The organism is Pedobacter sp., assembly GCF_965279535.1.
GTDB lineage: Bacteria > Bacteroidota > Bacteroidia > Sphingobacteriales > Sphingobacteriaceae > Pedobacter.
On record NZ_OZ257244.1, the window covers coordinates 2,785,189 to 2,811,121 of the forward strand.

The 25,933-nt window shown below is 36.5% G+C and carries 21 protein-coding genes and 1 pseudogene; 5 read left to right on the top strand and 17 right to left on the bottom strand.

What is annotated here, in order from left to right; all coding sequences use genetic code 11:
* Nucleotides 1-62 precede the first annotated feature (62 nt).
* A pseudogene (locus ACQY77_RS11210) lies at nucleotides 63-694 on the bottom strand (Pr6Pr family membrane protein).
* Nucleotides 695-711: 17 nt separating this feature from the next.
* On the opposite strand from ACQY77_RS11210, the gene ACQY77_RS11215 reads away from it, so the two are divergent.
* Nucleotides 712-1,671, top strand: coding sequence for a bestrophin family protein (locus tag ACQY77_RS11215; RefSeq protein WP_421942050.1), 960 nt, complete (start codon nucleotides 712-714; stop codon nucleotides 1,669-1,671).
* A gap of 4 nt (nucleotides 1,672-1,675) precedes the next feature.
* On the opposite strand, the gene ACQY77_RS11220 is transcribed toward ACQY77_RS11215, so the two are convergent.
* Entirely contained in the window at nucleotides 1,676-2,464 is a 789-nt protein-coding gene (locus tag ACQY77_RS11220) for a TerC family protein (protein WP_421942049.1), read from the bottom strand.
* Between the two features lie 179 nt (nucleotides 2,465-2,643).
* Here ACQY77_RS11220 and ACQY77_RS11225 point away from each other — a divergent pair, with 179 nt between their 5' ends.
* The gene (locus ACQY77_RS11225; RefSeq protein WP_421942048.1) at nucleotides 2,644-6,054 is read left to right on the top strand and encodes a glycosyltransferase; all 3,411 of its coding nucleotides are present in this window, start codon (nucleotides 2,644-2,646) and stop codon (nucleotides 6,052-6,054) included.
* Nucleotides 6,055-6,180: 126 nt separating this feature from the next.
* A complete protein-coding gene (locus tag ACQY77_RS11230; RefSeq protein WP_421942047.1) occupies nucleotides 6,181-6,681 on the top strand; it encodes a hypothetical protein in 501 nt (166 codons plus the stop codon).
* Here the strand turns inward: ACQY77_RS11230 and ispF are convergent.
* Both ispF and porV read right to left on the bottom strand, forming a co-directional pair.
* Complete coding sequence (ispF, locus tag ACQY77_RS11235) at nucleotides 6,678-7,157, bottom strand: 2-C-methyl-D-erythritol 2,4-cyclodiphosphate synthase (RefSeq protein WP_421942046.1); 480 nt, start codon at nucleotides 7,155-7,157, stop codon at nucleotides 6,678-6,680. The two genes, ACQY77_RS11230 and ispF, sit on opposite strands and share 4 nt — an antisense overlap.
* 55 nt (nucleotides 7,158-7,212) lie before the next feature.
* Entirely contained in the window at nucleotides 7,213-8,403 is a 1,191-nt protein-coding gene (gene porV, locus ACQY77_RS11240) for a type IX secretion system outer membrane channel protein PorV (RefSeq protein ID WP_421942045.1), read from the bottom strand.
* Nucleotides 8,404-9,040: 637 nt separating this feature from the next.
* Between porV and ACQY77_RS11245 the strand changes: the two genes are divergently transcribed.
* Complete coding sequence (locus ACQY77_RS11245; RefSeq protein ID WP_421942044.1) at nucleotides 9,041-10,708, top strand: SUMF1/EgtB/PvdO family nonheme iron enzyme; 1,668 nt, start codon at nucleotides 9,041-9,043, stop codon at nucleotides 10,706-10,708.
* A 183-nt stretch (nucleotides 10,709-10,891) separates the two neighbouring features.
* Here ACQY77_RS11245 and ACQY77_RS11250 read toward each other — a convergent pair whose 3' ends face one another.
* The 10 genes from ACQY77_RS11250 to ACQY77_RS11295 all read right to left on the bottom strand — a co-directional run bounded on the left by ACQY77_RS11250 (nucleotide 10,892) and on the right by ACQY77_RS11295 (nucleotide 19,930).
* The gene (locus ACQY77_RS11250; protein WP_421942043.1) at nucleotides 10,892-11,392 is read right to left on the bottom strand and encodes a biotin/lipoyl-containing protein; all 501 of its coding nucleotides are present in this window, start codon (nucleotides 11,390-11,392) and stop codon (nucleotides 10,892-10,894) included.
* A gap of 2 nt (nucleotides 11,393-11,394) precedes the next feature.
* A complete protein-coding gene (locus ACQY77_RS11255) occupies nucleotides 11,395-11,979 on the bottom strand; it encodes a DUF4159 domain-containing protein (RefSeq protein WP_421942042.1) in 585 nt (194 codons plus the stop codon).
* A 130-nt stretch (nucleotides 11,980-12,109) separates the two neighbouring features.
* Entirely contained in the window at nucleotides 12,110-12,814 is a 705-nt protein-coding gene (locus ACQY77_RS11260; protein ID WP_421942041.1) for a 16S rRNA (uracil(1498)-N(3))-methyltransferase, read from the bottom strand.
* Nucleotides 12,815-12,822: 8 nt separating this feature from the next.
* Nucleotides 12,823-14,247, bottom strand: a complete 1,425-nt coding sequence (locus ACQY77_RS11265) for a hemolysin family protein (RefSeq protein ID WP_421942040.1) — start codon at nucleotides 14,245-14,247, stop codon at nucleotides 12,823-12,825.
* The gene (locus tag ACQY77_RS11270; protein ID WP_421942039.1) at nucleotides 14,247-14,798 is read right to left on the bottom strand and encodes an inorganic diphosphatase; all 552 of its coding nucleotides are present in this window, start codon (nucleotides 14,796-14,798) and stop codon (nucleotides 14,247-14,249) included. The genes ACQY77_RS11265 and ACQY77_RS11270 overlap by 1 nt, the downstream gene beginning before the upstream one ends.
* Before the next feature lie 8 nt (nucleotides 14,799-14,806).
* On the bottom strand, nucleotides 14,807-15,460 hold the full coding sequence (locus tag ACQY77_RS11275; protein WP_421942038.1) for a DedA family protein: 654 nt from the start codon (nucleotides 15,458-15,460) through the stop codon (nucleotides 14,807-14,809).
* Between the two features lie 288 nt (nucleotides 15,461-15,748).
* Complete coding sequence (locus tag ACQY77_RS11280; protein ID WP_421942037.1) at nucleotides 15,749-17,929, bottom strand: peptidase domain-containing ABC transporter; 2,181 nt, start codon at nucleotides 17,927-17,929, stop codon at nucleotides 15,749-15,751.
* Nucleotides 17,926-18,390, bottom strand: coding sequence for a hypothetical protein (locus ACQY77_RS11285; RefSeq protein WP_428429903.1), 465 nt, complete (start codon nucleotides 18,388-18,390; stop codon nucleotides 17,926-17,928). The genes ACQY77_RS11280 and ACQY77_RS11285 overlap by 4 nt, the downstream gene beginning before the upstream one ends.
* Before the next feature lie 37 nt (nucleotides 18,391-18,427).
* Nucleotides 18,428-19,693, bottom strand: a complete 1,266-nt coding sequence (locus ACQY77_RS11290; RefSeq protein ID WP_421942035.1) for a radical SAM protein — start codon at nucleotides 19,691-19,693, stop codon at nucleotides 18,428-18,430.
* Between the two features lie 45 nt (nucleotides 19,694-19,738).
* Nucleotides 19,739-19,930 (bottom strand): hypothetical protein, encoded by a 192-nt coding sequence (locus tag ACQY77_RS11295; RefSeq protein WP_421942034.1) that lies wholly within the window; start codon nucleotides 19,928-19,930, stop codon nucleotides 19,739-19,741.
* A 516-nt stretch (nucleotides 19,931-20,446) separates the two neighbouring features.
* Here ACQY77_RS11295 and ACQY77_RS11300 point away from each other — a divergent pair.
* Complete coding sequence (locus ACQY77_RS11300) at nucleotides 20,447-21,142, top strand: LytR/AlgR family response regulator transcription factor (RefSeq protein ID WP_421942033.1); 696 nt, start codon at nucleotides 20,447-20,449, stop codon at nucleotides 21,140-21,142.
* A gap of 18 nt (nucleotides 21,143-21,160) precedes the next feature.
* On the opposite strand, the gene ACQY77_RS11305 is transcribed toward ACQY77_RS11300, so the two are convergent.
* The 3 genes from ACQY77_RS11305 to nuoL are packed head-to-tail and all read right to left on the bottom strand — an operon-like array spanning nucleotide 21,161 to nucleotide 25,914.
* Nucleotides 21,161-22,534: an NADH-quinone oxidoreductase subunit N gene (locus ACQY77_RS11305; protein ID WP_421942032.1), complete on the bottom strand. Its 1,374-nt coding sequence runs from the start codon at nucleotides 22,532-22,534 to the stop codon at nucleotides 21,161-21,163.
* 3 nt (nucleotides 22,535-22,537) lie between these two features.
* Nucleotides 22,538-24,001 (bottom strand): complex I subunit 4 family protein, encoded by a 1,464-nt coding sequence (locus tag ACQY77_RS11310; RefSeq protein ID WP_421942031.1) that lies wholly within the window; start codon nucleotides 23,999-24,001, stop codon nucleotides 22,538-22,540.
* Between the two features lie 20 nt (nucleotides 24,002-24,021).
* Nucleotides 24,022-25,914, bottom strand: a complete 1,893-nt coding sequence (gene nuoL / locus ACQY77_RS11315; RefSeq protein WP_421942386.1) for an NADH-quinone oxidoreductase subunit L — start codon at nucleotides 25,912-25,914, stop codon at nucleotides 24,022-24,024.
* Between the last annotated feature and the right edge of the window lie 19 nt (nucleotides 25,915-25,933).

The window sequence follows — 25,933 nt, forward strand, 5'->3', positions numbered from 1 at the left end:
TTAAAACGTATTAAAAACGTTTATCACGAAATCTTCTTAAAAACACCTCCCCATTTCATTCATTACTTGGGATTATTGATCTTCTGACCTATCCAAACAAAGAACAATGAGCTTAACCAAAAGAGAAAGGAGAGTACCAGACAATTCATAGCCGTGTTGAGATAGCCCAGTTCATTTACATTTAAAAAAGGATATGGGTAAGTATTCATCAATACACCTCTAATCAAAGCGAACACCATATAAATAAAAGGATATAAGAGCCAGGGGTAAACATGCTTGTATTTTAATTCAGATTTATTCACATAAATGATCCAAAAGACTAAAAAACCACTGGATTAATAACGTGGAGCAGCTCATTGGCAACAACCCACCATCCAGTTAAATTTACAATGCCCCTTAACACTATATTGTATACCAAACCAACAATTACGATGTAAACCGTTAGCGCAGTTAGCGAACCCGGCTTAACAAGAAAATTTATTGCCCGGCTCCCTGAGAAAAATAATAATACGCCCAAAGCAATGCCGCAAATAATATTGGTAAGCACAGTAAAATACATTAAAAATCCATCCAGCGATTTTATCCAGTTATATTGATGATTTTGAAAAACCAATACAAACTGGAGTATAATGCCAAACCAAAAAAGAAGAAAGGACACCGGAAGAAATATTTTATACAAGATTGGTGATTTCATAAGTTTTTACAATTGCGATGATTAAATTTAAGGAGTTTAAAACATTTTTGGCTTCAGTTTGTATTTTCATCTCTAAAAAACAATTTATGCTTCTTGTTCAGAATATACGTTTAAGTAGAATTTTAAGAAATACCTGGCATGTAGATTTAATTATGATTGCCTCTTGTACCGCTTCTTACCTGGTTCGGGAATATCTAATTGCACATCATTTTGAAATCCCCTCTATCATTCCTACCCTCTTAGGTACTGCTATCGCATTTTTTATCGGTTTTAACAACAACCAGGCTTATGACAGGTGGTGGGAGGCAAGAAAAGTTTGGGGTGCATTGGTAAACGACTCCCGCTCTTTTACCCGTGCATTACTCAACTACGTTGATGGTGAAGAGGACACCGTAAAGCAAATGGTTTTCCGCCACATTGCTTTTTTGTATGCCTTAAAAGCCAATTTACGCGGTACCGTAGACGAGATTTACATTAAATATCTTTCGCAGGAAGATTTAAAAGAAATAGAAAACCACAACAACACGCATAATGCAATCTTAAACATTCAATCACGAGATTTGCAAAAACTATCTAAATCCAGTTCTGTAGATGGATTCAGGTTTATAGAGATAAATGAAATGCTTGTTCGATTCTCTGATTCGATGGGGATGAGCGAAAGGATCAAGAATACAATCTTCCCCACAACATATAGCTATTTAACAAAAGTATTTATCTGGCTTTTTGTTGTAACTTTTACCTTGGTAATCAGCCAGTCTGCAGGCATATACTCAATCTTTTTAGGTTGGTTAATTGGTTTTGTATTTGTTTCTACTCAAATTAACGGTATGAGTTTAGTTAACCCTTTTGAAAATAATTCGGCGGGCGTACCACTAAATCAGATTACCCGAACCATCGAAATCAACCTTTTGCAAATGCTGGGTGAAACCGATATTCCCGAGCCGGTAAAACCAATAAATGACGAATATGTACTCTAATTATCTATTTTTTTTCTTCTGATTCCATACGGGGTTCATTCAGCTTAACCACATTCTTTAACTGACGCTTTCTGAAAATCATGTTCAAAACTTCAACTGCAACCGAGAATGCCATACCGAAGTAGATGTAGTTTTTTAAGTGCATTTCATGTGCAGCTCTTGAATCCCAACCCTCTATAACTAAACTTAGGCCAATCATCACTAAAAAGGATAAAGCCAGCATCTTTAATGTAGGGTGTTGATGAATAAAACCCGCAATTTTAGGACTAAAAGTAAACATGATGAACATGGCAATTACAACTGCAACGATCATTACTTCAACATGTTTTGCAGTACCTCCGGCAGTAATTATACTATCAAAGGAGAAAACCGCATCAATAAGCATAATCTGAAAAACAGCTTGTCCAAAACCCAGCGGTTTTTTGCTGTTTGTATTTATTGTTGGGTCTTCACCTTCCAGTTTATGGTGAATTTCCATGACAGATTTATAGATCAGAAATAGTCCCCCCAAAAGCATCACTAAACTCGCTAAATCAAAACCTTTCCCAAACCAGCTTTCAGGAATAATAAATTTACCTTTTTGAGATAACAACCAGCTTAAGCCAAATAGCATCAAACAACGGGAAGCAATACCCGTAAGCATCCAAATCACACGCGCTGTTTTTTGCGATTTCTGCTGCACCCGATTAAGAATAATACTAACGAAAATTACATTATCTATACCGAGAACAATTTCTAAAAGGGTTAAAGTAAATAAGGATATCCAGGCCTCTGCGCTTGTTAGTAATTCCATAAAAGTTATAATCTGATAAAGCGAAGATATAAAAACGCCATAAATAAAAAATTCTTAAACACCAGAATACTAAAGAACCCATAAATATTCACAGCTAGCTGGATTTAAGCCATTTAATTAAAATTTCACACAATCTTCATCTGCGTTTTCAAAGTTTGCAATATCAAATCAGAACGAAAATGTCCGGAAAACAAATATTTCAAACTGAAACCAAAACACGCTGGCAAGCATTTACCTGGGTAAGTCGTGCCTTCTTCCTGGTTTTCATCACTGCCATTATATGCGTAGCCTTTACCTTATGGTCGGCACAAACGCCAAATCTTCCTTTTATTAATACCAATAGCCCCTTAACCCAAAAGCAACTCGAAAAACTTAAAAAATCTCAGTCCTATAAAGCCTTCACCATTGCGAAATCTAAGCTTCAAAAAATCAAGAAAGACAAGGAAAAAAGGGTTCTTCTGCATCGTGGCGATAGCAAGCGGATTAATATGGCTTTTTATGTGAGCTGGGCAGGTACTGCAGGAAAATCTCTTGCTGATTTAAAACGAAATATTGCGCATTTAGACATGGTTGCTACCGAATCCTTCTTCTTAAATGGCGATTCTATTATTGATAAAGCTGATACCGCAGCGCTTCAGGTTATACATAAAGCCCATAAATTGCCAATCGCAGTAGTTTCCAATTATAATCAGGATCATTGGGATGGCGCAGCAGTGAGCAGATTGCTCCATGACCTGCCTGCACAGGAAATGCTGATCTCCAACCTGCTTAAGCTGACTGAAAAACATCATTTTAAAGGTATAAACATTGATTTCGAAGAACTGAATTTAGAAAACAGGGCGGGTTTCAATGCCTTTATGAAAAATCTATATGCGCAGTTTCATGCCCGTAACCTTATCGTATCTCAGGACATTTCTCCAGAGAACGATGATTATAACCCGGCCATTCTACAAAATTATAATGACTATATCGTGCTTATGGCCTACGACCAGCATACCGATCAGAGTAATGCCGGAGACATCTCACACCAGGAATGGGTTGAAGATAAGCTGGATGATATTTGTAATGAAATGAATCCTAATAAGGTTATCCTAGCCCTCGCCTGCTATGGTTACGATTGGCCACAAAACAGCGTAGGCAAATCGGTAACCTATGAAGAAGCCATGACCACTGCCGTGAATTATAAAAGTCAGATTCACTACAACCCGATATCTGCCAATTTGCATTACAGTTATAAAGACGGCAGCAATATTTCACATCAGGTTTACTTTACCGATGCAGCTACTAATTTTAACCTTATCCGCAAAGCTGATGACTGGAATATTGCCGGGGTTGCCCTTTGGCGTTTAGGTTCAGAAGATAAACGTCTATGGAGTTTCATTTCGAACAACCTTAATTTAGATGCTTTGAAACAGAAGCCTGTTGATTTAAGAAAAATTTCAGCCCTAACGATGGGCGGTATCGCCTATATCGGTGATGGGGAAATTCTTGATCTTGTTTCCAGTCCGAAACCAGGTACTGCAAAAATTACCCTGGATAAAGATAATTTCAGTATTGCCGATCAGCAATATGTACGTATGCCCAGCCAGTATGTGATTAAAAGATTTGGAGAGGCCGATAAAAAAATTGCTTTGACCTTTGACGACGGGCCCGATCCAACCTACACACCCCAGGTAATCGATATTCTTAAAAAGGAAAAGGTGCCCGGTTGTTTCTTTGTAGTGGGCATTATGGCCGAAAAAAATATGGAACTGTTGAGGCAGGAATACAATGATGGCTACGAAATCGGCAATCATACCTTTTTTCATCCAGATATGTCGGCCATTGGCCCAAACCGGGTAAAATTTGAACTTAATGCTACGCGTAGGCTTATCGAAGCCGTAACCGGTCACAGTACAATATTATTCAGGGCACCTTTTAATGCAGATGCAGAACCTCAAAACATATCTGAAATTCTGCCAGTAGCACAAAGTCGTAAGGAAAATTACATTAACATCGGTGAATATATTGATCCGGAAGACTGGGAACCAGGAAAAACGGCAGATCAGATCTTTAATGAAGTGGTAAAACAGCAAAATAATGGTAACATTTTGCTGTTGCATGATGCGGGAGGAAACAGAGAAGCAACTGTAGCAGCATTGCCCCGAATTATTAAATTCTTTAAACAAAAAGGATATACCTTTACTACGGTAGGAGATTTAATGGGTAAAAATCGGGCCGAACTGATGCCTGCTGTAAAATCAACTGCCAACAGCGGTCTTATCGGTTCAGGTGATTTTTTCTTCATCAACTTCTTTTACTATGGCAACAGAGTATTAAATGTTATTTTCAGTGTAGCCATTGCTTTAGCCATTTTAAGAACTTTATTTATTGCCTACCTGGCTATTTTACAAAAGAGAAAAGCTAAAAAGAACGTCAATATCCTAATCAAAAATCCTTCAGCAAAGGTTAGTATTATTATCCCTGCCTACAATGAGGAGGTAACTGCTGTACAAACCATTAATAGTTTGTTAAATACAGATTATCCTGATTTCGAATTAATCTTTATTGATGATGGCTCTAAAGACCAAACATTTGCAAGGGTAGATGCTCAGTTTGGAAATCATCCGCAGGTTAAAATATTCAGTAAAGCCAATGGTGGCAAGGCATCAGCATTGAATTACGGAATTGCTCAGGCAACCGCCGATTACATCATCTGCATAGATGCAGATACACAGTTGAAATCGAATGCGGTAACTGAATTGATGCGTTATTTTTACGAACCTCAAATTGCGGCAGTTGCCGGTACCGTCAAAGTTGGCAATGCGCATAATATCTTAACCAAGTGGCAGTTGATAGAGTACATTACCGCTCAAAATATGGACAGGCGTGCCTTTGATCTCTTAGATACCATTACAGTTGTACCAGGAGCCATTGGTGCGTTTAGAAAAGAGATTGTAAATGCTGTAGGCGGTTTTAGTACAGACACATTGGCTGAAGATTGTGATTTAACCATGCGAATTTTAAGAGCGGGTTATACCGTTAAAAACTGCGATACAGCAGTAGCCTATACAGAAGCCCCTGAAACCGTCAATATGCTTTTAAAACAACGCTTCCGCTGGAGTTTCGGGGTAATACAAAGCTTCTGGAAAAACAGAAAAACACTCTTTAATAAAAAATATGGCTACTTTGGCATGATAGGTATGCCTAATATACTGGTGTATCAGATTATATTACCGCTATTTTCGCCGCTGGCCGATTTATTTATGTTGATTTCATTATTGAGTGGCCTGTTTTCGCTAAGCGCCATAAATAATTTAACATTAACAGGGTTTTCAGGTATTTTAAGTCTTCATAACGGTTTTGGCCAGGTGTTGTGCTATTATATTATTTTTATCCTGATAGATCTTCTTTTTGCAGCTGTAGCATTCAGCATGGAGAAAGAAAAGCTAAAAAGCCTGATTTACCTGTTACCTCAACGTTTCTTTTGGAGACAACTCATGTACCTTGTTTTATTCAGATCGTTTAGGAAGGCGATTAAAGGTGAGCTGGAAACATGGGGAACATTAAAGAGGACCGGAAATGTAAAGCAAGTAGCGGCATTACCATAATCAGAATTTATTTTCTGCAAATTTAAGTTGATTGGATTGTGGCGGCAGGCTGAATTAAATGCTCTCCTTAAATTTGCAGAATAATGCTGTTCATTATCAAACTATTGATCAATTAATTTAGTATTATTGTTTAAGAATAAGCCAATACTAACCAACGTTACGCTCATGAGGCATCCCACTACAAATCCCATTTCCTCGCAGCGCATCATAACTGTAGGGTTTATCGCCGGAACGCTTGACGGTGCAGCAGCAGTAATCATTCTCGCTAAGTTTAAATTCGCGGCAACTTTTAAGTACATTGCAAGTGCATTTTTTGGCAAAGCGGCTTTCGCTGGTGGAATGGAAATGATAATCGCAGGGATTTTCTTTCATTACCTTATTGCCTTTTCCTTCAGCTTATTTTATGCCATCCTGCTTAACAGATTGAGGTTTTTAAATACTAATAAACTAATCTACGGGATTTTATATGGCCTGTTCGTTTGGGTTATTATGAACCTGATTGTCGTTCCGCTAACCCTAATTCCATCAGTTAATTTTAATCTCGAAAAGGCTATAATAAATGCGGTAATCCTGATTTTTTGCATCGGTCTACCAATCTCTTTATTCCTCCCGAGATGGAAAAATTAAGCTTTTTCAATTAAACAAACTGCATAAGCCACTACACCTTCTTCTCGACCTATAAACCCCATCTGCTCATTGGTTGTCGCTTTTATGGAAATATCATCCGTAGAAATCCCGATAGCATCAGCAATATTTTGCTGCATTGCAGGAATATGGGGGTTAATTTTTGGGGCTTCTAAACAAAGCATTGCATCAATATTTCCAACGCTCCAGCCTTTCTCTGTTAAAAGTTTTACCGTCTCTTTTAATAAAATAAGACTACTAATCCCTTTCCACCTGTCGTCTGTGTTTTTAAAATGAAATCCTATATCGCGCAAATTCGCAGCACCTAGCAAGGCATCGCAAATGGCATGCAGCAATACATCAGCGTCAGAATGGCCATAAGCACCTTTATGATGTTCCAATGTTACTCCACCTACTACAAAAGGGTGCTGATCTTTCAGTTGATGCACATCAAACCCAAAGCCTACTCTTATTTTCATTTGTTTTTAATTAAAGGATGATTATTTGTTAATCTGAGAACAGCGGCCATTAAAACTACTTTTTAACCGCTGATTTTTCGCCAAAGTTAAACAAAAGACCAAAACGAAGGGTATTGGCTAAAGGACTGGTTTGCGCATTTGCCAATAAATAAGAGAAATCTATATTAAAAACGTTGTATTTTAAGCCTAAACCCAAAGTAAAGTAGCGACTATCGCCCTTCATCGGACTCTGGTAATTGTATCCTGCCCGCAGGGCAAATTGTTGATTATACCAATATTCTATGCCTGTCGAAATCCCAACTTCCTTAAGTTCTTCGCTAAAGCCTCCTGGTGCATCGCCAAATGAGCCAAAAATACCTGCAGGAACAGAGCGATTAGGATCTTTTCCACTAACGATTTGGCCGTTTGCATCATATATCGGTTGTGTGGGCACCAAGAGTTTATTAAAATCCAAAGCAAAAGTGAAGCTGCTATACTCATCGACAGCAATGGTAGATGCACCACCCAATTTAAAGTTAGTAGGTAAGAAGAAACTCGGGCCATCATCAGAATAACTCATCTTCGTTCCGATATTAGAGATGTTGGCTCCGGCAGATAGCACAGCTGGTTTTCCAAAGAAAGTTGTTGAGGTTTTGTATAATCCAGATACATCTACAGCAATTGCCTTGCCTCCCCGCACCTGTCCGGTTGAAGAAAACTGGCCTGAAGCCAGGTTAGAGTAAATATATCTTAACGATGAGCCTAAAGAAAACTCTTCACCAAAGCTCCTTGCAAAAGTTACATCAAAAGCCAGTTCATTTGGATTAGCTATACCTAAATCCTGCTGATTAACATCGGTAAGTTGAATAGAACCTAATGAGAAATATCGCAACGATGCGCCAATGGTATTCCGCTCATCCAATTTATAAAAGCCACTTAAATAAGCTAAATTGATATCAGGAACAAGACTCTTTAACCAGGGACTGTATGACACCGCAAAACCATATGGTTTTTCTAAAAAAGCCAGCTTAGATGGATTGATGCTTGCTGAATTAACATCACCGGTAATGGCTACGCCAGCATCGCCCATAGCGCCTGCACGGGCATCAGGCGTGATCAGCATGAAAGGAACGGCAGTAATGATATTGTTCGCCTCACTTCCATTGGTTTGTGTATTTCCGATTGTAACCTGGGCATTCGATTCGCCAAATACCAATGCCATAGAAATCGCAGAAAAAGCAAGTTTACTAATGTACTTGAAATTCATCCTTTAAGGTACGTAATTTTAGATTGTTGGTATTTAGCTCTCTTGAGATATGTTTTGTAAACGTAAAACCAAAAATTATATTTTACCAAATTACGAATTTTAAGAGTGTTTACTAATTAAACCTACGTTTTTTACATTACTCTAAAAATTCAAAAAACATAACCCATAAATAATGAGACACTTAATCTTTTTCGCATATCAAAACAACACATTATTTACTTTCAAAAATTTAACACCAGCCACTACACATACTGCATTAAATTTTATAGTTGGTTATGTTTAGTTTACATCATAATATATACTCAATTTATAAGTAAGATACTTATTCATATTGGTACGCACATATTAATGTGAAAATCATAAAATCGAATTAAAAAAATGTAAACGCATCCGCATTACATTCTTAAATAAATTTAACCCTCAAGACATTATACAGAAGCCTTCCTGCTATATACCTTATTTATAATATTTTAAGACTTCAATTAAAGAAAAATAAAACATACACAATACGTAATAAAATAATACGTTATGGTTCAAAAATATATTCAAATAATTGTTGCCCCGAAGCTTATAAATCATTTAAATTTGTGTAATTTTATCGTTGGATTACTAGTGGGCGATATTTCTCTTGCATTATATGAAAAAACTGATACTATATTCTTTTGCTTGTTTATCATTGGTGGGACTACTTTCGGGCTGTAGCTCAAAGGGTGGAAACAGTTCAAGTAAAACAGGAATCCCTTATGCGGATAAGAAAAACAAAACATCTGGAGCCTTTGCCGTGGCTACAAAGTACAAGCGTGCACCAGGACCTGGCTTAATTCCAATTGAAGGCGGTGTGCTTGTAGTTGGTGGTAGCGCCATTGAAGTGGCAGGTGTTGAACCAAACATTTATAATTATAAAAGACAGGTTACTGTACCTTCTTTTTATATGGATGAAACTGAAGTATCGAACACCGATTGGTTAGAATACTTACACTGGATCAGGTACAACTATCCTGAAGATCGCGAATATTATTACAATGAGCTTCCTGACACTTTAGTGTGGAGACGTGCGCTTTCTTACAATGAACCTTACGTAGATAACTACCTGAGACACCCTGCTTACCGTGATTATCCGGTTGTTGGTGTTACCTGGGAGCAGGCTTCACGCTATTGCGAATGGAGAACTTCAAGAGCCAATGAGTTTATTTTACGTGAGAAAGGTATCTTAACAGATTATAAAACTTTAGCTCAGGGTACTTCCGGCCGTGGAAACAACAATAACACCACTGCAGCGGCCACTCCAAAACCAGATAAACCTTTCAATACCGACGCCTATTTGAACGGTCAGTATAGCGATGTTGGTAAAAATGCCCCTATCGATTATAATGTTAAATCTGGTGCAGCCACCACTACTGCCGGAGCAACAGCAGCTCCTGCCAGAGGAGGTCAGCCCAGAAGAACCGCAACATTAGAAGACGGTGTAATCATGCAACCTTATCGCTTACCTACAGAAGCTGAATGGGAATACGCAGCATTGGGCTTAATTGGCAATACAGAATACGAAAACATCAATCAAAATAAAATCTATCCATGGAATGGTTTAGGTGTAAGCTCTGCAAGTAAAAAAACCAGAGGTTTAATTCAGGCCAACTTTAAAAGAGCTCCCGGAGATTACATGGGTGTTGGTGGTTCATTAAATGATAAGGGTGATTTAACCGTACCAGTGCTTTACTATAAACCAAACGATTTTGGTTTGTATAATATGGCTGGAAACGTTAACGAGTGGGTAAATGACGTTTACAGAACCGGAACATTTACTGATGCTGATGCCTTTAACCCTTATCGCGGTAACTATTTCACTAACAAACAGTTGGCAGATGCTCAAAATGGAAAAATTGCGCTTGATAAATACGGCAATCCAATTAAGGAGAATGCTTATTCTGGAAAAAAATTAACCTGGGCCGAAAAACAGGCATTGGCAAAAAGAGCTGATTCTATTTCTAAATCAACTGAGCCTGGCACCCCTGTTACGGCATATCAGGCGGATGAAAGGGGTCATAGAGACAGACAAAATAAATTATTAAATGATGAGGGTGTAAGCCTGGTTAACGATAAATCAAGGGTTTATAAAGGCGGTTCATGGAACGATATGGCTTACTGGTTAAACCCGGCAACACGTCGTTTCTTGCAACAAGATGATGCTTCAGCAGAAATAGGTTTCCGTTGTGCAATGACCATGCTTGGTGCTCCGGAAATCAGCACAGCCGGTAAAAGAAACTTTAAGCAAGCTTCGCCTAAAGCTTTCAATCCAAAACGCTAATAAAACTGATATCAAAAAAAGGCATCTTTCTGAAGGGAAAGATGCCTTTTTTGTTTAACCGTGTAAGAAATTTTAAATGGCTATTGTATTCATATCTCTCAAAAAATCATCTTAAGTCTGTCTGTATACCTGAAATACACCATCACTATGACCGCCGATAATGAATGAGCCTTGAATAATAGACTATTTAAATTGGATTAAAATCTGATTCTTTTCTACCTTATCACCCTGCTGAACAAATATCTTTTTCACAATGCCTGTGCTGGTTGATTTTAGAATATTCTCCATTTTCATGGCTTCCAATACCAATAAATTATCGCCCTTATTTACTTCCTGACCGGCAGATATCAGTACATTCAATACCAAACCTGGCATTGGCGCTTTGATCTCCAAAATTTTGTTAGTGGCTAAGCTATCAAGTCCTAATTGCTTTAAGAGCTGATCATATTGATCCTTAACTTCAATATGGTATATATTTCCATTTACTTTAATAATAGCGGTCTTCGCATTCGCATCAAAACCCACCAGCTCTGTATTAAAAGACTGGTTGTTATAGATAACATGAGTAGATCCTTCATTCAGTCTGCTAAAATCTACCTCGAGCTTTCTTCCGTCAACAGTAAGCTCTGGCTCATTCTGGGAGATTTCAAACTGAAATTGATTGTTAACTTTTACCTGATACATATTTATTGAGTTAAAGCATACTGAATCAAATTTGCACCCATTTTAAGGGCTTTAGATCGTGTTTCCGGCGTATCTTCAGGATAGGTGCCCAAATCTTCCCAACCATTCCCTAAATCGCATTCAAACGTGTAGTAACAAACTACCCTCCCTTTATAAATAAGAGCGAAACCTTGTGGCCGCTTACCATCATGCTCATGGATTTTGGGTAATCCGTTAGGAAACTTAAATTTTTGATTATATAACGCATGATTGGCTGGCAATTCAACGAAACTCAGCTCAGGGAATACCTTTTTCATTTGGGGCCTGATAAACTTATCCAGGCCATAGTTATCATCAATATGCAGGAAACCTCCACCAATCAAATATCTGCGCAAGTTACCTACTTCCTGATCGCTAAATACCACATTTCCATGTCCGGTCATGTACACAAAAGGATAGTTAAAAAGCTCTTTGCTCCCTACTTCAACAATGCTTTCTTCCGGATAGAAATTCGTTTTAAGGTTGGCGTTGCAAAATGCGATCAAGTTAGGGAGCGCCGTTCGATCCGCATACCAATCGCCACCACCATTATATTTAAGCTTAGCCATCCGATACGATGGAGCTGAAAAACTGTAGACTAAGCATAAAGCTACCAAACAAAGGCTTAAATACAAAAGCCTAAAACTAAAAGCAGCAGGTATCCTGGAATAAAAATGATTGATTGAAAATTTCAAATGCTTAACGATTTAGGTAATTAACCTCAAAACACACAGCTAAAGCAGCCGTTTCAGTTCTGAGTCTGTTATTACCTAAAGTTAAAGGTTTGAAGCCTTTATTCAAAGCTTTTGTAACTTCTTCTGGTGTAAAATCGCCTTCGGGGCCGATTAAAATTAAGTATTGGCCTTGAGGCTGAATCAAATCGCTGATGTAGGCCTTACCTTCATTGTCGATACAATGTGCAATTAACTTATCTCCTGTAAAGGGTTGCTTTAAAAAGTTATCGAGCGAGATTGCCTCGTTAAGTTTAGGGTGATAAGCTTTTATAGATTGTTTAACCGCAGAGGTGATTACCTTGTTTAAACGGTCATCCTTCACTACTTTTCTTTCCGAACGGTCAGCAATAATCGGAGTGATTTCGTCAATACCCAATTCTGTAGCCTTTTCCAGAAACCATTCGATACGATCGATATTTTTAGTAGGGGCTACTGCGATATGAAGATAATGGTTTCTTTTACCAAACGCTTCCTCAACCTTTAAAATCTTTAAACCTACTTTTTTAGGATTATCAGCAATAATTTCTGCAGTATAAAAACCGCCTTTTCCATCAACCAAATAAACCAGTGCACCTACAGATAAGCGCAATACCCTTACACAGTGTTTGCTTTCTTCCTCGTTTAGCGTATAAGAATCAGCTGTAATATCCGGAGTATAAAAAATATGCATAGTTGAAATTAGTGATTATCAACCATATCTGCTTTATTGATAACGAGTTCTAATTTTATGGTTTCGATGTTCTGCTCTGTTTTCTTTAAAATGGTAAACAGATAACCATAAGATTCATTATTTTCTCCAACCTCTGGGATACGGCCGAAAATGTGAGATACTAAGCCCCCCATGGTATCAAAATCTTCATCTTCAGGTAAATCATGCGGAAGATGTTCGTTTACATCGTATACAGTGGCTGAGGCGTTTACAATAAACTCATGATCAGAAACTTTTTCTACCAGTGGTTTTTCCTCATCATATTCATCCTGAATTTCACCTACCAGCTCTTCTACAATGTCTTCTAGTGTAACCATACCTGCGGTTCCACCAAATTCATCTAAAACAATAGCAATTTGAATCCGGTTGCTCTGGAGCTCGCTCATCAAATCGTTAATTTTCTTAGTTTCTGTTACAAAGTAAGGCTTTCGGATAATGTCGTTCAGGGTCCAGGTTTGATTACCTGAAGCCACCAATGGTAAAATATCTTTAGCGTGGATGATCCCGACAATTTTGTCCATACTATCATCATAAACAGGTAACCTCGAATAACCTTCTTTGATGATGATATCAATTACTTCTTCTTTAGGCGAAGTTAATTCAACGCCAGAAATTTTGGTTCTGGGAACCATAATGTTTTTAACCACACGTTCATTAAAATCGAAAACGTTTTTAATTAATTCGTGTTCGTTATTATCCAATGCACCGCTTTCCTTACCTTGATCTAAAAGATACTGCAATTCTTCTGTACTGTGAATAGATTCATGGCCTGCAGAAGCGTCGATACCAAGCGGCTTCAGAATAATGGCCGCCAAGCTGTTTAATGTCCAGATGAATGGCTTAAACACCACATAAAATACCTGTAATGGAAAAGAAACAAAGAGTGTTGTGGCTACCGGGCGCTGAATTGCGAAAGATTTTGGTGCAAGTTCACCAAACACAATATGCATGATGGTGATAAGGGAGAAGGCTACAATTGTAGATGCAGTATGGATAGTTGCATCGCTAAGTCCCCATTCTAAACTATCAAAAAGATTTTTAAAAATGGTGTGCATCACGTCTTCACCTACCCAACCCAGGCCAAGAGAGGCAAGGGTAATTCCCAGCTGCGTGGCGGCAAGATAGCCATCCAGATTATGAATAATCCCTTTAGCCATTTTGCCGACACGACTGCCTGTTTTTGCTTTAATTTCTATTTGTGATGCCCGAACCTTAACGATTGCAAACTCTGCTGCAACAAAAAAACCGTTCAACAGCACCAAAAACAATGCTAAGAATAAGCGCCAACCTACCCCTCCAGACTCTTGCTGAACTTCAGCGAGTAAAAGTGGTGTTGAAGGCAATACTGCGCCTAACTTTAAATTTAAAAACAAACAGACCGAGGGTAAATCCATTAAGCTAATTCTCTAAAGGTTGTGTTGTAAAGTTCAATACTTTCCTTAATCACTTTATGTGCATAACGAACGCCCAATAAGTGTTCGATAGTTACATTTTTCTCTTCTAATGCTTTATAATCCTGGAAGAAACGAACAATTTCTTTCATGGTATGTGGAGGTAACTCATCTAAATCGTTGATATAGTTTACAGACATATCATTTTTCGCTACTGCGATGATTTTATCGTCTTGCTCGCCATTATCTACCATATGCATAACACCTACAACTTTGGCTTCGATAACCGTCATAGGATATACATCAACAGAACAAAGTACCAGGATATCCAGCGGATCTTTATCATCACAATAAGTTTGTGGAATAAAGCCATAGTTAGCGGGGTACATAACTGATGAAAAAAGAACCCTATCTAATTTGATTAAACCTGATTCTTTATCTATTTCGTATTTTGCTTTTGAACCTTTTGGAATTTCAATAATTGCGTTAACAATTTCAGGTACGTTTGTACCAGGAGATACGCTATGCCACGCGTGATGTTCGTCTTTTGCCATTTCTAATTTTAAATCTGTTTATCCTCGTCAGGACTTTTCACTACTTTTCTTTTTACAAAGGTAATTAATAATGGAATAGTTGTGATAACGATAAACCCAATAATAATATATAATAAATAATCGTTAATTTCTTGTTCAAATCTTTTGCCTAAAAAATACCCTAAAAGGGTAAGTGAGCTAATCCAAAGCAAGGCACCTGCAATATTATATAATGCAAACCTTTTAAACTCCAGTTTAACAACACCAGCAAAAATCGGTGCAAAAGTTCTTACTATCGGAACAAATCTTCCCATAATAAGTGCAAAAGCCCCCTGTTTGTTATAATATTCTTCTGCAGCCTTCAAATATTTCTTCTTAAAAAAGAAGCTGTCCTTTCTGGTGTACAATACAGGCCCCGTTTTTCTACCAAACCAATACCCCGTAAAATTCCCCATTATGGCTGCAATAATTAAACCTGCAAGCAAAACTGCGATATTTACATCAAGTTTTCCGGTAGCTACAAACATACCCGCCAAAAACAGCAGATAATCGCCGGGAAGAAAAAAGCCAAAAAAGAGACCGGTTTCGGCATAGATTACGAATACGACAAGATAGAAACCGCCCTCCCTCAATAATTTCTCGGGATCGATTAAATGGTGAAGGCTATTCCAGAAATCCTGCATATTTCAATTGTTCGTAAAACTACAAATAATTATTTAACAATGAAGATTAGTTTTAAAAACTAATAAAATGGAATTTCTGTTAAAGTTGGTCTTAGAATTTAAAATAAAGATATGACTAGATTCAGCTTTACCAAAGTTCTTTACTTAAAAAATAAAAGCTCTAACTGTTAGTTTCTTACATACAAAAAAGGACAAAAATCGTAAAACTGAGTCCAAGTATACAAAACAAAAACACAGCAAAACAAAGCCTTTTTAACATCAATGGGATATCACCTAATAGGAACATATCTATTTATTTATTTCAAGCTGGTTTTTAACTAAATCGAAGTATTTACCTCTACATCTTAAGAGTTCTTCATGGGTACCAATTTCAATAATCCTTCCTTTATCAAGAACAATAATTTGATCCGCCTCCCTTACAGTACTTAACCGGTGAGCAATTATAAACATTGTTTTCCCTCTAAAGTAATTTGCAATATTAGAGACGATCAATTTTTCGTTCTCGGTATCTAAGGAATTTGTAGCTTCATCAAAGAATAAATAGTCGGGATCCTTATAGATCGCACGGGCAATTAGTATTCGTTGCTTTTGCCCCTGACTAATTCCTACCCCCACGTTGCCAATAATGGTATTAATTTTCAGAGGAAGTTCTTCTATAAAGGTGGTTAAATTGGCTAAATGTACCGCTGTTTGAATTCTGTCAAAATCAGGAGTGGCTGTCAATGAGATATTATAGCCGATTGATTCAGAAAATATGAAGCTATCCTGAAAGATTACGCCACATTTATCCCTCCAGCATTTATTGTCAATTTTTGACAGTTTTGACGAACCAATCAATATATCGCCAGACTGGGGACTATAGAATTTCAAAATTAACTTTAATAAAGATGTTTTACCACTGCCACTAACGCCAACGAGGGCAGTGGTTTTGCCAAAGGGTATTATTAAATTAATATTTTGCAGAACAAAATTGAAGTTATCATAAGCAAATGAAAGATCAGAAATACAGATATTACAGGACGCTAAATTATTGATTGCTTTATCCTCATTGGTCTCACTTGATAGATTATAAACTTCATCTAGTCTATCAAGGCTAACCCTTACCAATTGAAAATTTAGAATGAAATTAATTAATTGCGTAATTGGTACATTCATTGCCCCTAAAACAAATACTATCGCCATCATTGAGCCTATTGTCAGCTCTCCTTTGATTACTGAAATAGAAGCTATATATGTAGTAAAAAGTGAAATGAAAAAGCTAATAAACCTATAACTTTCATATTTTTGATTAACTTCTAACTTATTAATATTATTGTTGAAGATTTCAGCTTGGTGTTGCTCCCAAACAGTTTTCCGTTGATATTCAAGGTTATTAAGTTTAATTTCTTGGATGCCATTAATAATTTCTAAAGTCTTATTCTGTTCTTTTGTTAGTAAAAAAAAATGCCTTTTTTCAATTATTCTGATTTTTTTAAGAAAAATAAAGATCCATGATAATTGAAATATGTTGCCAATAAAAAAAACAAGGAATATATTAACATCATAAAATAGAAGAATGAACCCATAAACAAGTATACTAAAAAGAGCAAAAATACTCCTTAAAAGATCATTTGTAAGGAAACTTTCCAAGCGTTTATGATCTGCTATTCGTTCCAATAAATCACCTACATTTTTTGAAGAAAAAAACTTTAAAGGAAGGCTCAAAAGTTTCAAAATAAAGTCTGAGACTAAATGAAATCCTACTCTTGAGCTAACATGGATAAACAGCCATGAGCGATAAAATTCATTAACAATTTTACTTACGAAAAGAATAATTTGGCTAAATAATACCATTTCCACAAACGAAATATTCCTTAATCTAACACCTTTATCTATAATTTTCTGAGTAAAGAACGGAAACATGAACTCTATAACAGATGCGAACAAAAAACTTATCGAAATTATAGATATTTCTGTTTTATAGCTTAACATGTATTTTAGGATATGGTGAAAACTATTCTTACTAGCAGGTGAGTTACATCTTGCATTTCCTCTAAATTCTTCCGTTGGAAGTAGTATTAGCACTAGCCCTTTGCTATTGCGTTGTAACCATCCCTTTAAGAATTCTTTTTTAGTATACTTAACTCTACCAATAGCAGGATCAGATAGACAAATCATATCTTTTTTAATCTTGTAAACCACTACATAGTGATTAGATTCCCAAAATAAAATTGATGGAGTAGGGACATTTTCGATCAAATTATCAAAATCCAATTCCACAACCATTGTCTTAAAACCCAGGTTTAATGCAAGACGATTTAATTCTGCAATTTGTATGCCTTGTTTAGTAATGTTTACATTGCCTAAAACTTCCTCATTTGCTTCGTGAGAATAGAATTTACAGATTGTTTTTAAGCAAGCTATTCCGCAATCTGTACTATCCAATTGATGGATAAAAGGAAAAGAATTAAAAAGACTAGATAATCTCATTCCTTAGATTTTTTTTCGATTTTTATTTCTCCATTTTCGCGCCCATTTACGAAAAATCGTATAAATTCTAAGTCACCTTGGTCATCAAAATATTTCCATTGGCCAATATAATACCACCGTAGTTTATCTCCTCCACTTCTATCAGTTATAGTTTTACCACTGGAAACAACGGTGCCATTAGTCCGATAATTAGTAGTGTGGCATGTGTCATTAATGTAAATCTCCTTACTAACTAATACATTGTTCGCATAATTTCGCCAAACCCCCTTTTCATACCCATTCATTTTATAGTGACCAACAAACTTATATTTAACTCCATCAACTTCCCTTGTTTCAATCCATTTTCCAACTCTGTTCCAATTCCTATACTGATTTATTTTACAGCTCAAAAGAAATTGAATAAAAAATAAAACAAATATTGTTATGATTTTAGAATCAAATTTTTTGAAAATAAATTTCATTCTCATGTTCTCTATAATTGTAGCTTTATAATTCTTGCTATATAATTCCCGTATTCAATACGGGAAGGCATTTCGATTTTTTAAAACTCTCCAACTTACTAACATACTCAGGATCAGAAACAAATAACATATTCTCTTCAATAAGGGAGACTGCCTCGTGATAAGTTAATTTCTCCAATCCTGATTCCTCGACAAGTTTTGTAGGAATTGTATCAAAAACAGCATTTTGTATATGCGTAATTATACGTAATAAATCATCACAGTAAATTGATGGATTATTGAAACCATTTTCTGAACTATATCGATGAGGAAGATACCCACCACCACAAATATTTACAATCGGACATGCTAAACATTTTTTAGCCAAATATTTACCACTATTGTAATAAATGTTTATGAGATCAGAATTTTTGACATCCTCGATTAAATCTTTATTTATGTTTAGTTCATTTTTCGTAAAAGAATCACCACACATTTTAAGAACATCAACAGCTTCCAATCCACCATTAGTTTCTAGAACTAAAATATTATTTTCCGAAACTCCCAAAGCATCAAGCGTTTGCTTTTCACCTAGAATTTCTCTTATCAGAGTATCAAAAAGTCTTAATTTTATCTTAGCATCTTTATCTCGATACCATGCCTCAAATAATTTAATGTACCATTCCGCAACACTTACATCAGACGTTGTTCGACTAAATTTAGTGTCGTGGTTCATTTCCAAAAAAAGAACATCTAGTGAGGTAATATTTATTGATTTGAAATTTTCATAATAATCTAAGGGGTCAGCAGCTAAGTTTAGGACTGATAAAACTCCGAATGGCACCTTATTTTTGCGTAACACATCCATACCTTTCATTACATCGTCAAAGGTGCCTTTACCATTTTTATCAAGTCTGTAAGTATCGTTCAGTTCTTTCTTGCCGTCTAAGCTTACACCTATGTGAATATTATAAGTTTTAAAAATTTCACACCATTCATCCGTTATCAATATCCCGTTAGTCTGTAAAGCAAAAATTACATTGATCTCATGATCTTTGAAATGATTAAATGAATTGATAAATCTGAGAAAGCGTTTTTTACTCAAGAGAAGTGGTTCCCCTCCGTGAATGATAATCGAGATAATCTTCATATTATTTTCTTTTGCATGTATCAACATTTTACATGCAAAATTCACTATTGTATGATCTTCAATAAATTTCGGTTGAATTTTATATGATAAGTCACCCAAATTGTACATATAGCAGTACTTGCAATTTATATTACATCTACTCGCCACTTTTACCACTACTTTATCTATTTTCATTGAAAATATTTGTAAAAAAGCTGCCTTATGACAGCTTTTTGTGCGTTAGTCATTTACTACTTGTCCAAATGTTATTTGCACATAAGAAATTTGAGCAAAATCTGAATTATTGGTACCACCAACGGTATTATTAGAGATCACATCTACTGCTGATTTTTTCAGCATCGCATTATCAAACAAATCTAAGTTTTGACTTAATGCTTCAACATCCATTTTACTTAATTGAAATTTTTTCATGTTTTTAATTAAATTTAGTTTCTAATCGAAGTTTAAAGTCTTTAGATTTATGTTGGACTACACCTGCAAGTAGTATCTTAATTTTTCTTTCTGCACAATTACGGGCCAATTTTAAACAACTTTAATACTTACCCAAAGAAGTAAACGTCAGTGATATTATATCCCTTTGAGTATCCATAGTTATATTTGAGTTGGAAAATATTATGTGTTTAGCGATGAGTACCATCAACCGTCTTTCAATACAAAAAGCTTACAAACACCGATTAACAAAAGCTTATTCACACAACCCTGATAAACTATGACACATAGGCCATTTTTTTAGCTTATTTCAGAGTTAGTGACATAAATTTGAATAGAAATACCATAACAATTTTATTTTAAGGCCGAAATCATGCTTTTTAAGGATAAAATTTGTAAAAGGCTTCGATTTTTACTGCGAAGTATACTATGTTTGTATAAGAGCAACAGGCTTACCCTCATCCTTAAATAATATTATTATAATTAAAATTAGGATTGATGGCTTTTACCTGCATAATTATTGATGACGAACCACTTGTTTGCGAACAACTTACCGAATATATCGGCGAGATTTCTTTACTAACTTTAATTAAAAGTTACACCAATTCGACCACTGCATTACGAGAAATATTGTTATTGAAAGAGCCGGTGGATATTGTCTTCACCGATATTGAGATGCCAGACCTTTCAGGACTGGATTTAGCATTTAAAATTCGCAACAAGATGAAATATCTGATTCTGATAAGTGGACACCTGCATTATGCATTAGAGGGATATAAACTAAAGGCGCATGACTTCATCCCTAAGCCATTTGGTTTTCAGAAATTTAGGTCGGTTGTAATGTCCATCATAAATCAGTCTAAAGCTGAAAATCCCTTTATTTTTGTAAAAACAAAGGAAGATAAAGAGTTAGTAAAAGTTTTATTGGAGGAAATTATTTTTATTGAGGCCAAGGGAAACTATACCCAGGTAAACATGAAGAATAAGGCAATAACCGTGATCTTAAATCTATCACACATGGAAGAAAGACTAAAAAACCACCCTAACTTCGTGAGAATTCACAAATCTTTTATTGCATCTACGATGCACATCGAAAAATTTAAAAACGATTTTATTTATTTAAGTAATGGTAACACGCTATCTGTGAGCCTTACCTACAGGAGTAAACTTGCTGCCTACATTGATCCAATATAAGCAGCAAATTTGAAATATCTATATCAGGTTTAAAAGAACCGCAGGATACACACCTAAAAGGATGGTTACAATAACTGAAACTACCAAAACAACTTTGTATTGTACTGGCGTGCTCAATTCAACCTCTGCGCCATCTTTGAAATACATGGCCACAATTACCTTAAAATAGTAGTAAAAACCTACAAGGGCATTTAAAATGGCAAATGCAACCAATATGGTTTGATACTCTTGCATCACATTTAAGAACATCAGGTACTTACCAATAAAACCAGCAGTTAAAGGAATACCGGCTAAAGAAAGCATGGCTACGGTTAAAGATAATGCAACAAGGGGATTCTTTTTACCTAAGCCGTTAAAACTTTCAAAGCTATCGCTGCCAGTTTTTTGTTTTACCAGAATCAGTACGGCAAAAGCAATGATTGATGCAAAAGTATATGCAGCAGCATAAACCAATACATTATTGTTTGAATACTGCGATAAAACAATTAGTGAAAACAATAAATATCCGGCGTGCGAAATACTCGAATAGGCCAGCATACGCTTGAAGTTCTTTTGGAATAGAGCCGTAACATTACCAATAAACAAGGTTAAGCAAACAATAACCATTAATGGCATTACCCAGAAATCATGAAGTGGTGCTAAAGCACCGGCAAATAACCTCAGGAACGCAGCGAAACCTGCGGTCTTTACCACTGTACTCATAAAGGTAGTGATTAAACTTGGGGCGCCTTCGTAAACATCTGGAGTCCAGAAATGAAAAGGTGCAGCACCAACCTTAAAGCACAAACCAATCATCATTAATATTACACCAGGGTAAAAAATTGGAGAGATTGTTTGGTTGTTTGCAACTAAATAGGCCTGGATTTTATCCAGGTCAAAAGATCCGGTTGCACCATAAATAAGGGCAATACCAAATAACAGGAAGCCTGTTGAAAAGGCGCCCATTAAAAAATATTTCAATGAAGCCTCATTGGAAGCAAAGTCTTTTTTACGAATACCTGCAAGGATATACAAACTCACAGACATAATTTCCAGACCAACGAAAAGCATAGCCATATTTTTATAAGACACCATCATAATCATCCCTGCAAGTGCAAAGAGAATTAAGGTATAGTATTCGGCAATGTTATCGCTTTTAGCGTGGAAATAGTTCTGGGTTAATAAAAAGATAAGCAATGTACCAACAATACAAACCGATGAAAATGCAAGTGCAAAATTATCAGTCTGCATCATTCCGTAATGTACGGCATTACCACCCCATGCAAGGAAAGTAAATCCTAGAGCAGTAAGTAAGCCAACGATGGTAAGCGGTAATAATGCCTTATTCGCCTTAAACAAGCCTGCATAAAGCACTAAAAAAGCTGTTATACTAATGGTTATAATAATATTCATTGCTTAATTTACTGTAGTTAATTTTTGATTTACCTGTTCTAATAAATGTTGTACAGATGCCTCTGTTAAGTGCAACAATGGTTTCGGATAAACACCCAAAATGATAATCAATGCACAAATGGTATAGAGAACCAATTTCTCAGTTCCTTTAATATCGGTAAAAGTGATGGTTAATTCATTTGTTTTGCCAAGCATTACATTCTGGTAGGTGCGTAACATGTAAACTGCACCGAAAATAATGGTTAAGCCTGAAATTGCTGCTGCCCAGATGCTATATTGATAAACACCTAACAACAATAAAAATTCTCCAATGAAACCATTGGTTCCAGGTAAAGCCACTGTTCCTAAAACAATGATCAGGAAAGTAATGGCTAACTGAGGGGCTACTTTAGCAATACCACCAAGATCTTCTATTTTATTCGTTTTAACGCGCGAGAAGATGATGTCTAAAATAAAGAATAAGCCTACCACATTGATACCATGGCTTAACATTTGTATCATTGCACCTTGTAAACCTTGTTGGTTTAATGCAAAAATTCCTGCAGCAATCAGTCCAACGTGGGCTATAGAAGAATAGGCTACTAAGCGCTTGGCATCTTTTTGTGTAAAAGCTATTAGAGAGGCATAAACCACACCAATAACAGACAACACCATCGCTAAACAAGACCAATCCTGTACTCCGGTTGGTACAATGGGTAATAACCATCTGATTACGCCATAGATACCCATTTTTAGCATGATACCAGATAAAAGCATGGTTCCTTGTGTTGGAGCTGCCGTATAGGTATCGGGTTGCCAGGTATGGAAAGGAAAAATTGGCATTTTAATCGCGAAAGCAATAAAGAAGGCCCAGAAAACCCATCCTTGTTGCACGCTGTCCAAGTTCAAAGCATAAAAAGCCTGAATGTCAAAATTGTGTGCAGGGTTTTGCAGGTATAGGTAAATAATTCCCATCAACATGAATAATGAACCTGCAATGGTATAAACGAAGAACTTCATGTTGATGCGGATGCGGTCCTTTCCACCCCAAACTGCACAGATAAAATAAATTGGAATTAATGCCGCTTCCCAGCCTATGTAGAAAAGGAAAGCATCCATTGCAGTAAAAACCAATAACAATCCGGTTTGCATAAACAAAATCAATCCGTAGAAAGCACCTGGATTTTTATAATCATGGTTATAGCTGGACAGGATAATAACTGGAATCAGAATATTCGTTAACAAAACAGTTAGCATACTGATGCCATCAATTCCAGCATGGAAACTGATGCCTAAATCCTGTATCCAAGGTAAATTTACCAGAAACTGTGTACTGGCATCTGGGATAAAATTAGCCGCCAGAATTAAAGCCAATACCAAAGAAGCTACTGCAAAAACAGTAGAAATTAATTTCGCCGATTTCCCTGCAAATGCTGAAACAACAGCACCTACAAGCGGGAGAAATATGAGTAATAAAAGTTGTTCCATTATTTAATTCTGAACCCTTTTTAGATGTATAAAAATGTATATAGCAACAATGCGATGATACCAAATACCATCATGAAAATATAGAAACCTACATTTCCACTTTGTAATAAGCGGATACCTTTACTCGCTTCGTTTGTACTCCAACCTAATCCGTTTACAATTCCATCGATGAATTTACTATCCAGAATTTTATAGAAAAATTTAGATAAAGCATTTAATGGTTTCGTAAATAAGAAATCGTAAATCTCATCCAGATAGAATTTATTGTAGGATAGTTTAGCCAGGGCTGTTCTTGGTGCTTCATCAGCGACAGGAACATGAGCACCTTTAACATATTTACTATAAGCGTAAATAGTAGCTACCACCGCTGCCAAAACAGAAACACCCATTAAGGCAAATTCTGTGCTATGGCTCAACTCTAATTCGTGTTGTGCAACCACTGGCGATAACCAGTGTGCTAACCATTCATTGCCACCGAAAACATGAGGGATGTTGATGGCTCCACCAACAGCGGCCAACACTGCAAGAATGATCAATGGAAGCGTCATCGCTCCTGGAGATTCATGAATATGGCTTTCTGCATGATGCGTTCCCCTGTATTTACCAGAGAAGGTTAAAAACATCATACGAAACATATAGAATGCAGTTAAGAAAGCAGTAAGTACACCTATTCCCCACAATATCGGACTAGCCTGATAAGCGTGTGCTAATATTTCATCTTTAGAAAAGAAACCGGAGAATGGAGGAAGACCTGCAATAGCAATCGTTCCAATCATCATGGTAGCAAATGTTGTTTTAAGTTTGCCTCTTAAACCACCCATGTGACGCATATCTTGTTCGTGATGCATGGCGTGAATAACTGAACCCGCGCCCAGGAATAACAACGCTTTGAAGAATGCATGCGTTAATACGTGGAAGAATGAACCTGTATAAGCACCAACTCCTAAGCCTAAGAACATATAACCCAATTGAGATACAGTTGAATAAGCCAATACTTTCTTAATGTCAGTTTGTGTTAAAGCAATGATTGCTGCGATCAAAGCAGTAGCTATTCCCACAACAGCAATGATATGTTGCGTTAATGGTGCAAGGTCAAATAAAACACTTGAGCGGGCAATCATATAAATACCAGCTGTTACCATGGTAGCAGCATGAATCAAAGCCGAAACAGGTGTTGGTCCTGCCATCGCATCAGGTAACCAGGTAAATAATGGTAGCTGAGCTGATTTACCGCAGGCTCCGATAAATAATAAGATAGTGATCAAAACCATCGTGTTATTTCCCGGTAACATTGTAGCCGCCTGAGGGAAAATTTTCGCGAATTCTACACTTCCGAAGAAGTTAAATAATAAGAAGACCCCCAATAAAAAGCCTAAGTCGCCAATACGGTTCATTACAAAAGCTTTCTTAGCTGCCGATGCATAGGCTGTATTGGTATACCAAAATCCAATTAAAAGGTATGAACATAAACCAACTCCTTCCCAACCAATAAACATTACGATATAGTTCGAGCCCAACACCAATAAAAGCATGAAGAACACAAACAAGTTCAGGTAACTAAAGAATTTACCAAATCCTTCGTCATCATGCATGTAGCTGGTAGAGTAAAGGTGAATCAGGAAACCAATCCCGGTGATGATCAAAAGCATGATTGAACTTAATGGATCAACCAAAAACGATAGCGGTATGTGCAAAGTTCCGGCACTAATCCAATCAAATAAAAATACTTCGTGAGATTTCTGCGTATCGCCTTGTAAACTAAAGAAAATAACTACGCTAATGATAAACGAAGCAAGGATTACTCCACTTCCAATAACACCAACAAGTCCTTTAGATAAAGATTTTCTGCCCAGTCCGTTAATTACAAAACCTAAAAAAGGAAGTAAAGGAACCAACCAAATCAATTGTTCTATTGTCATTCTTAATATATAT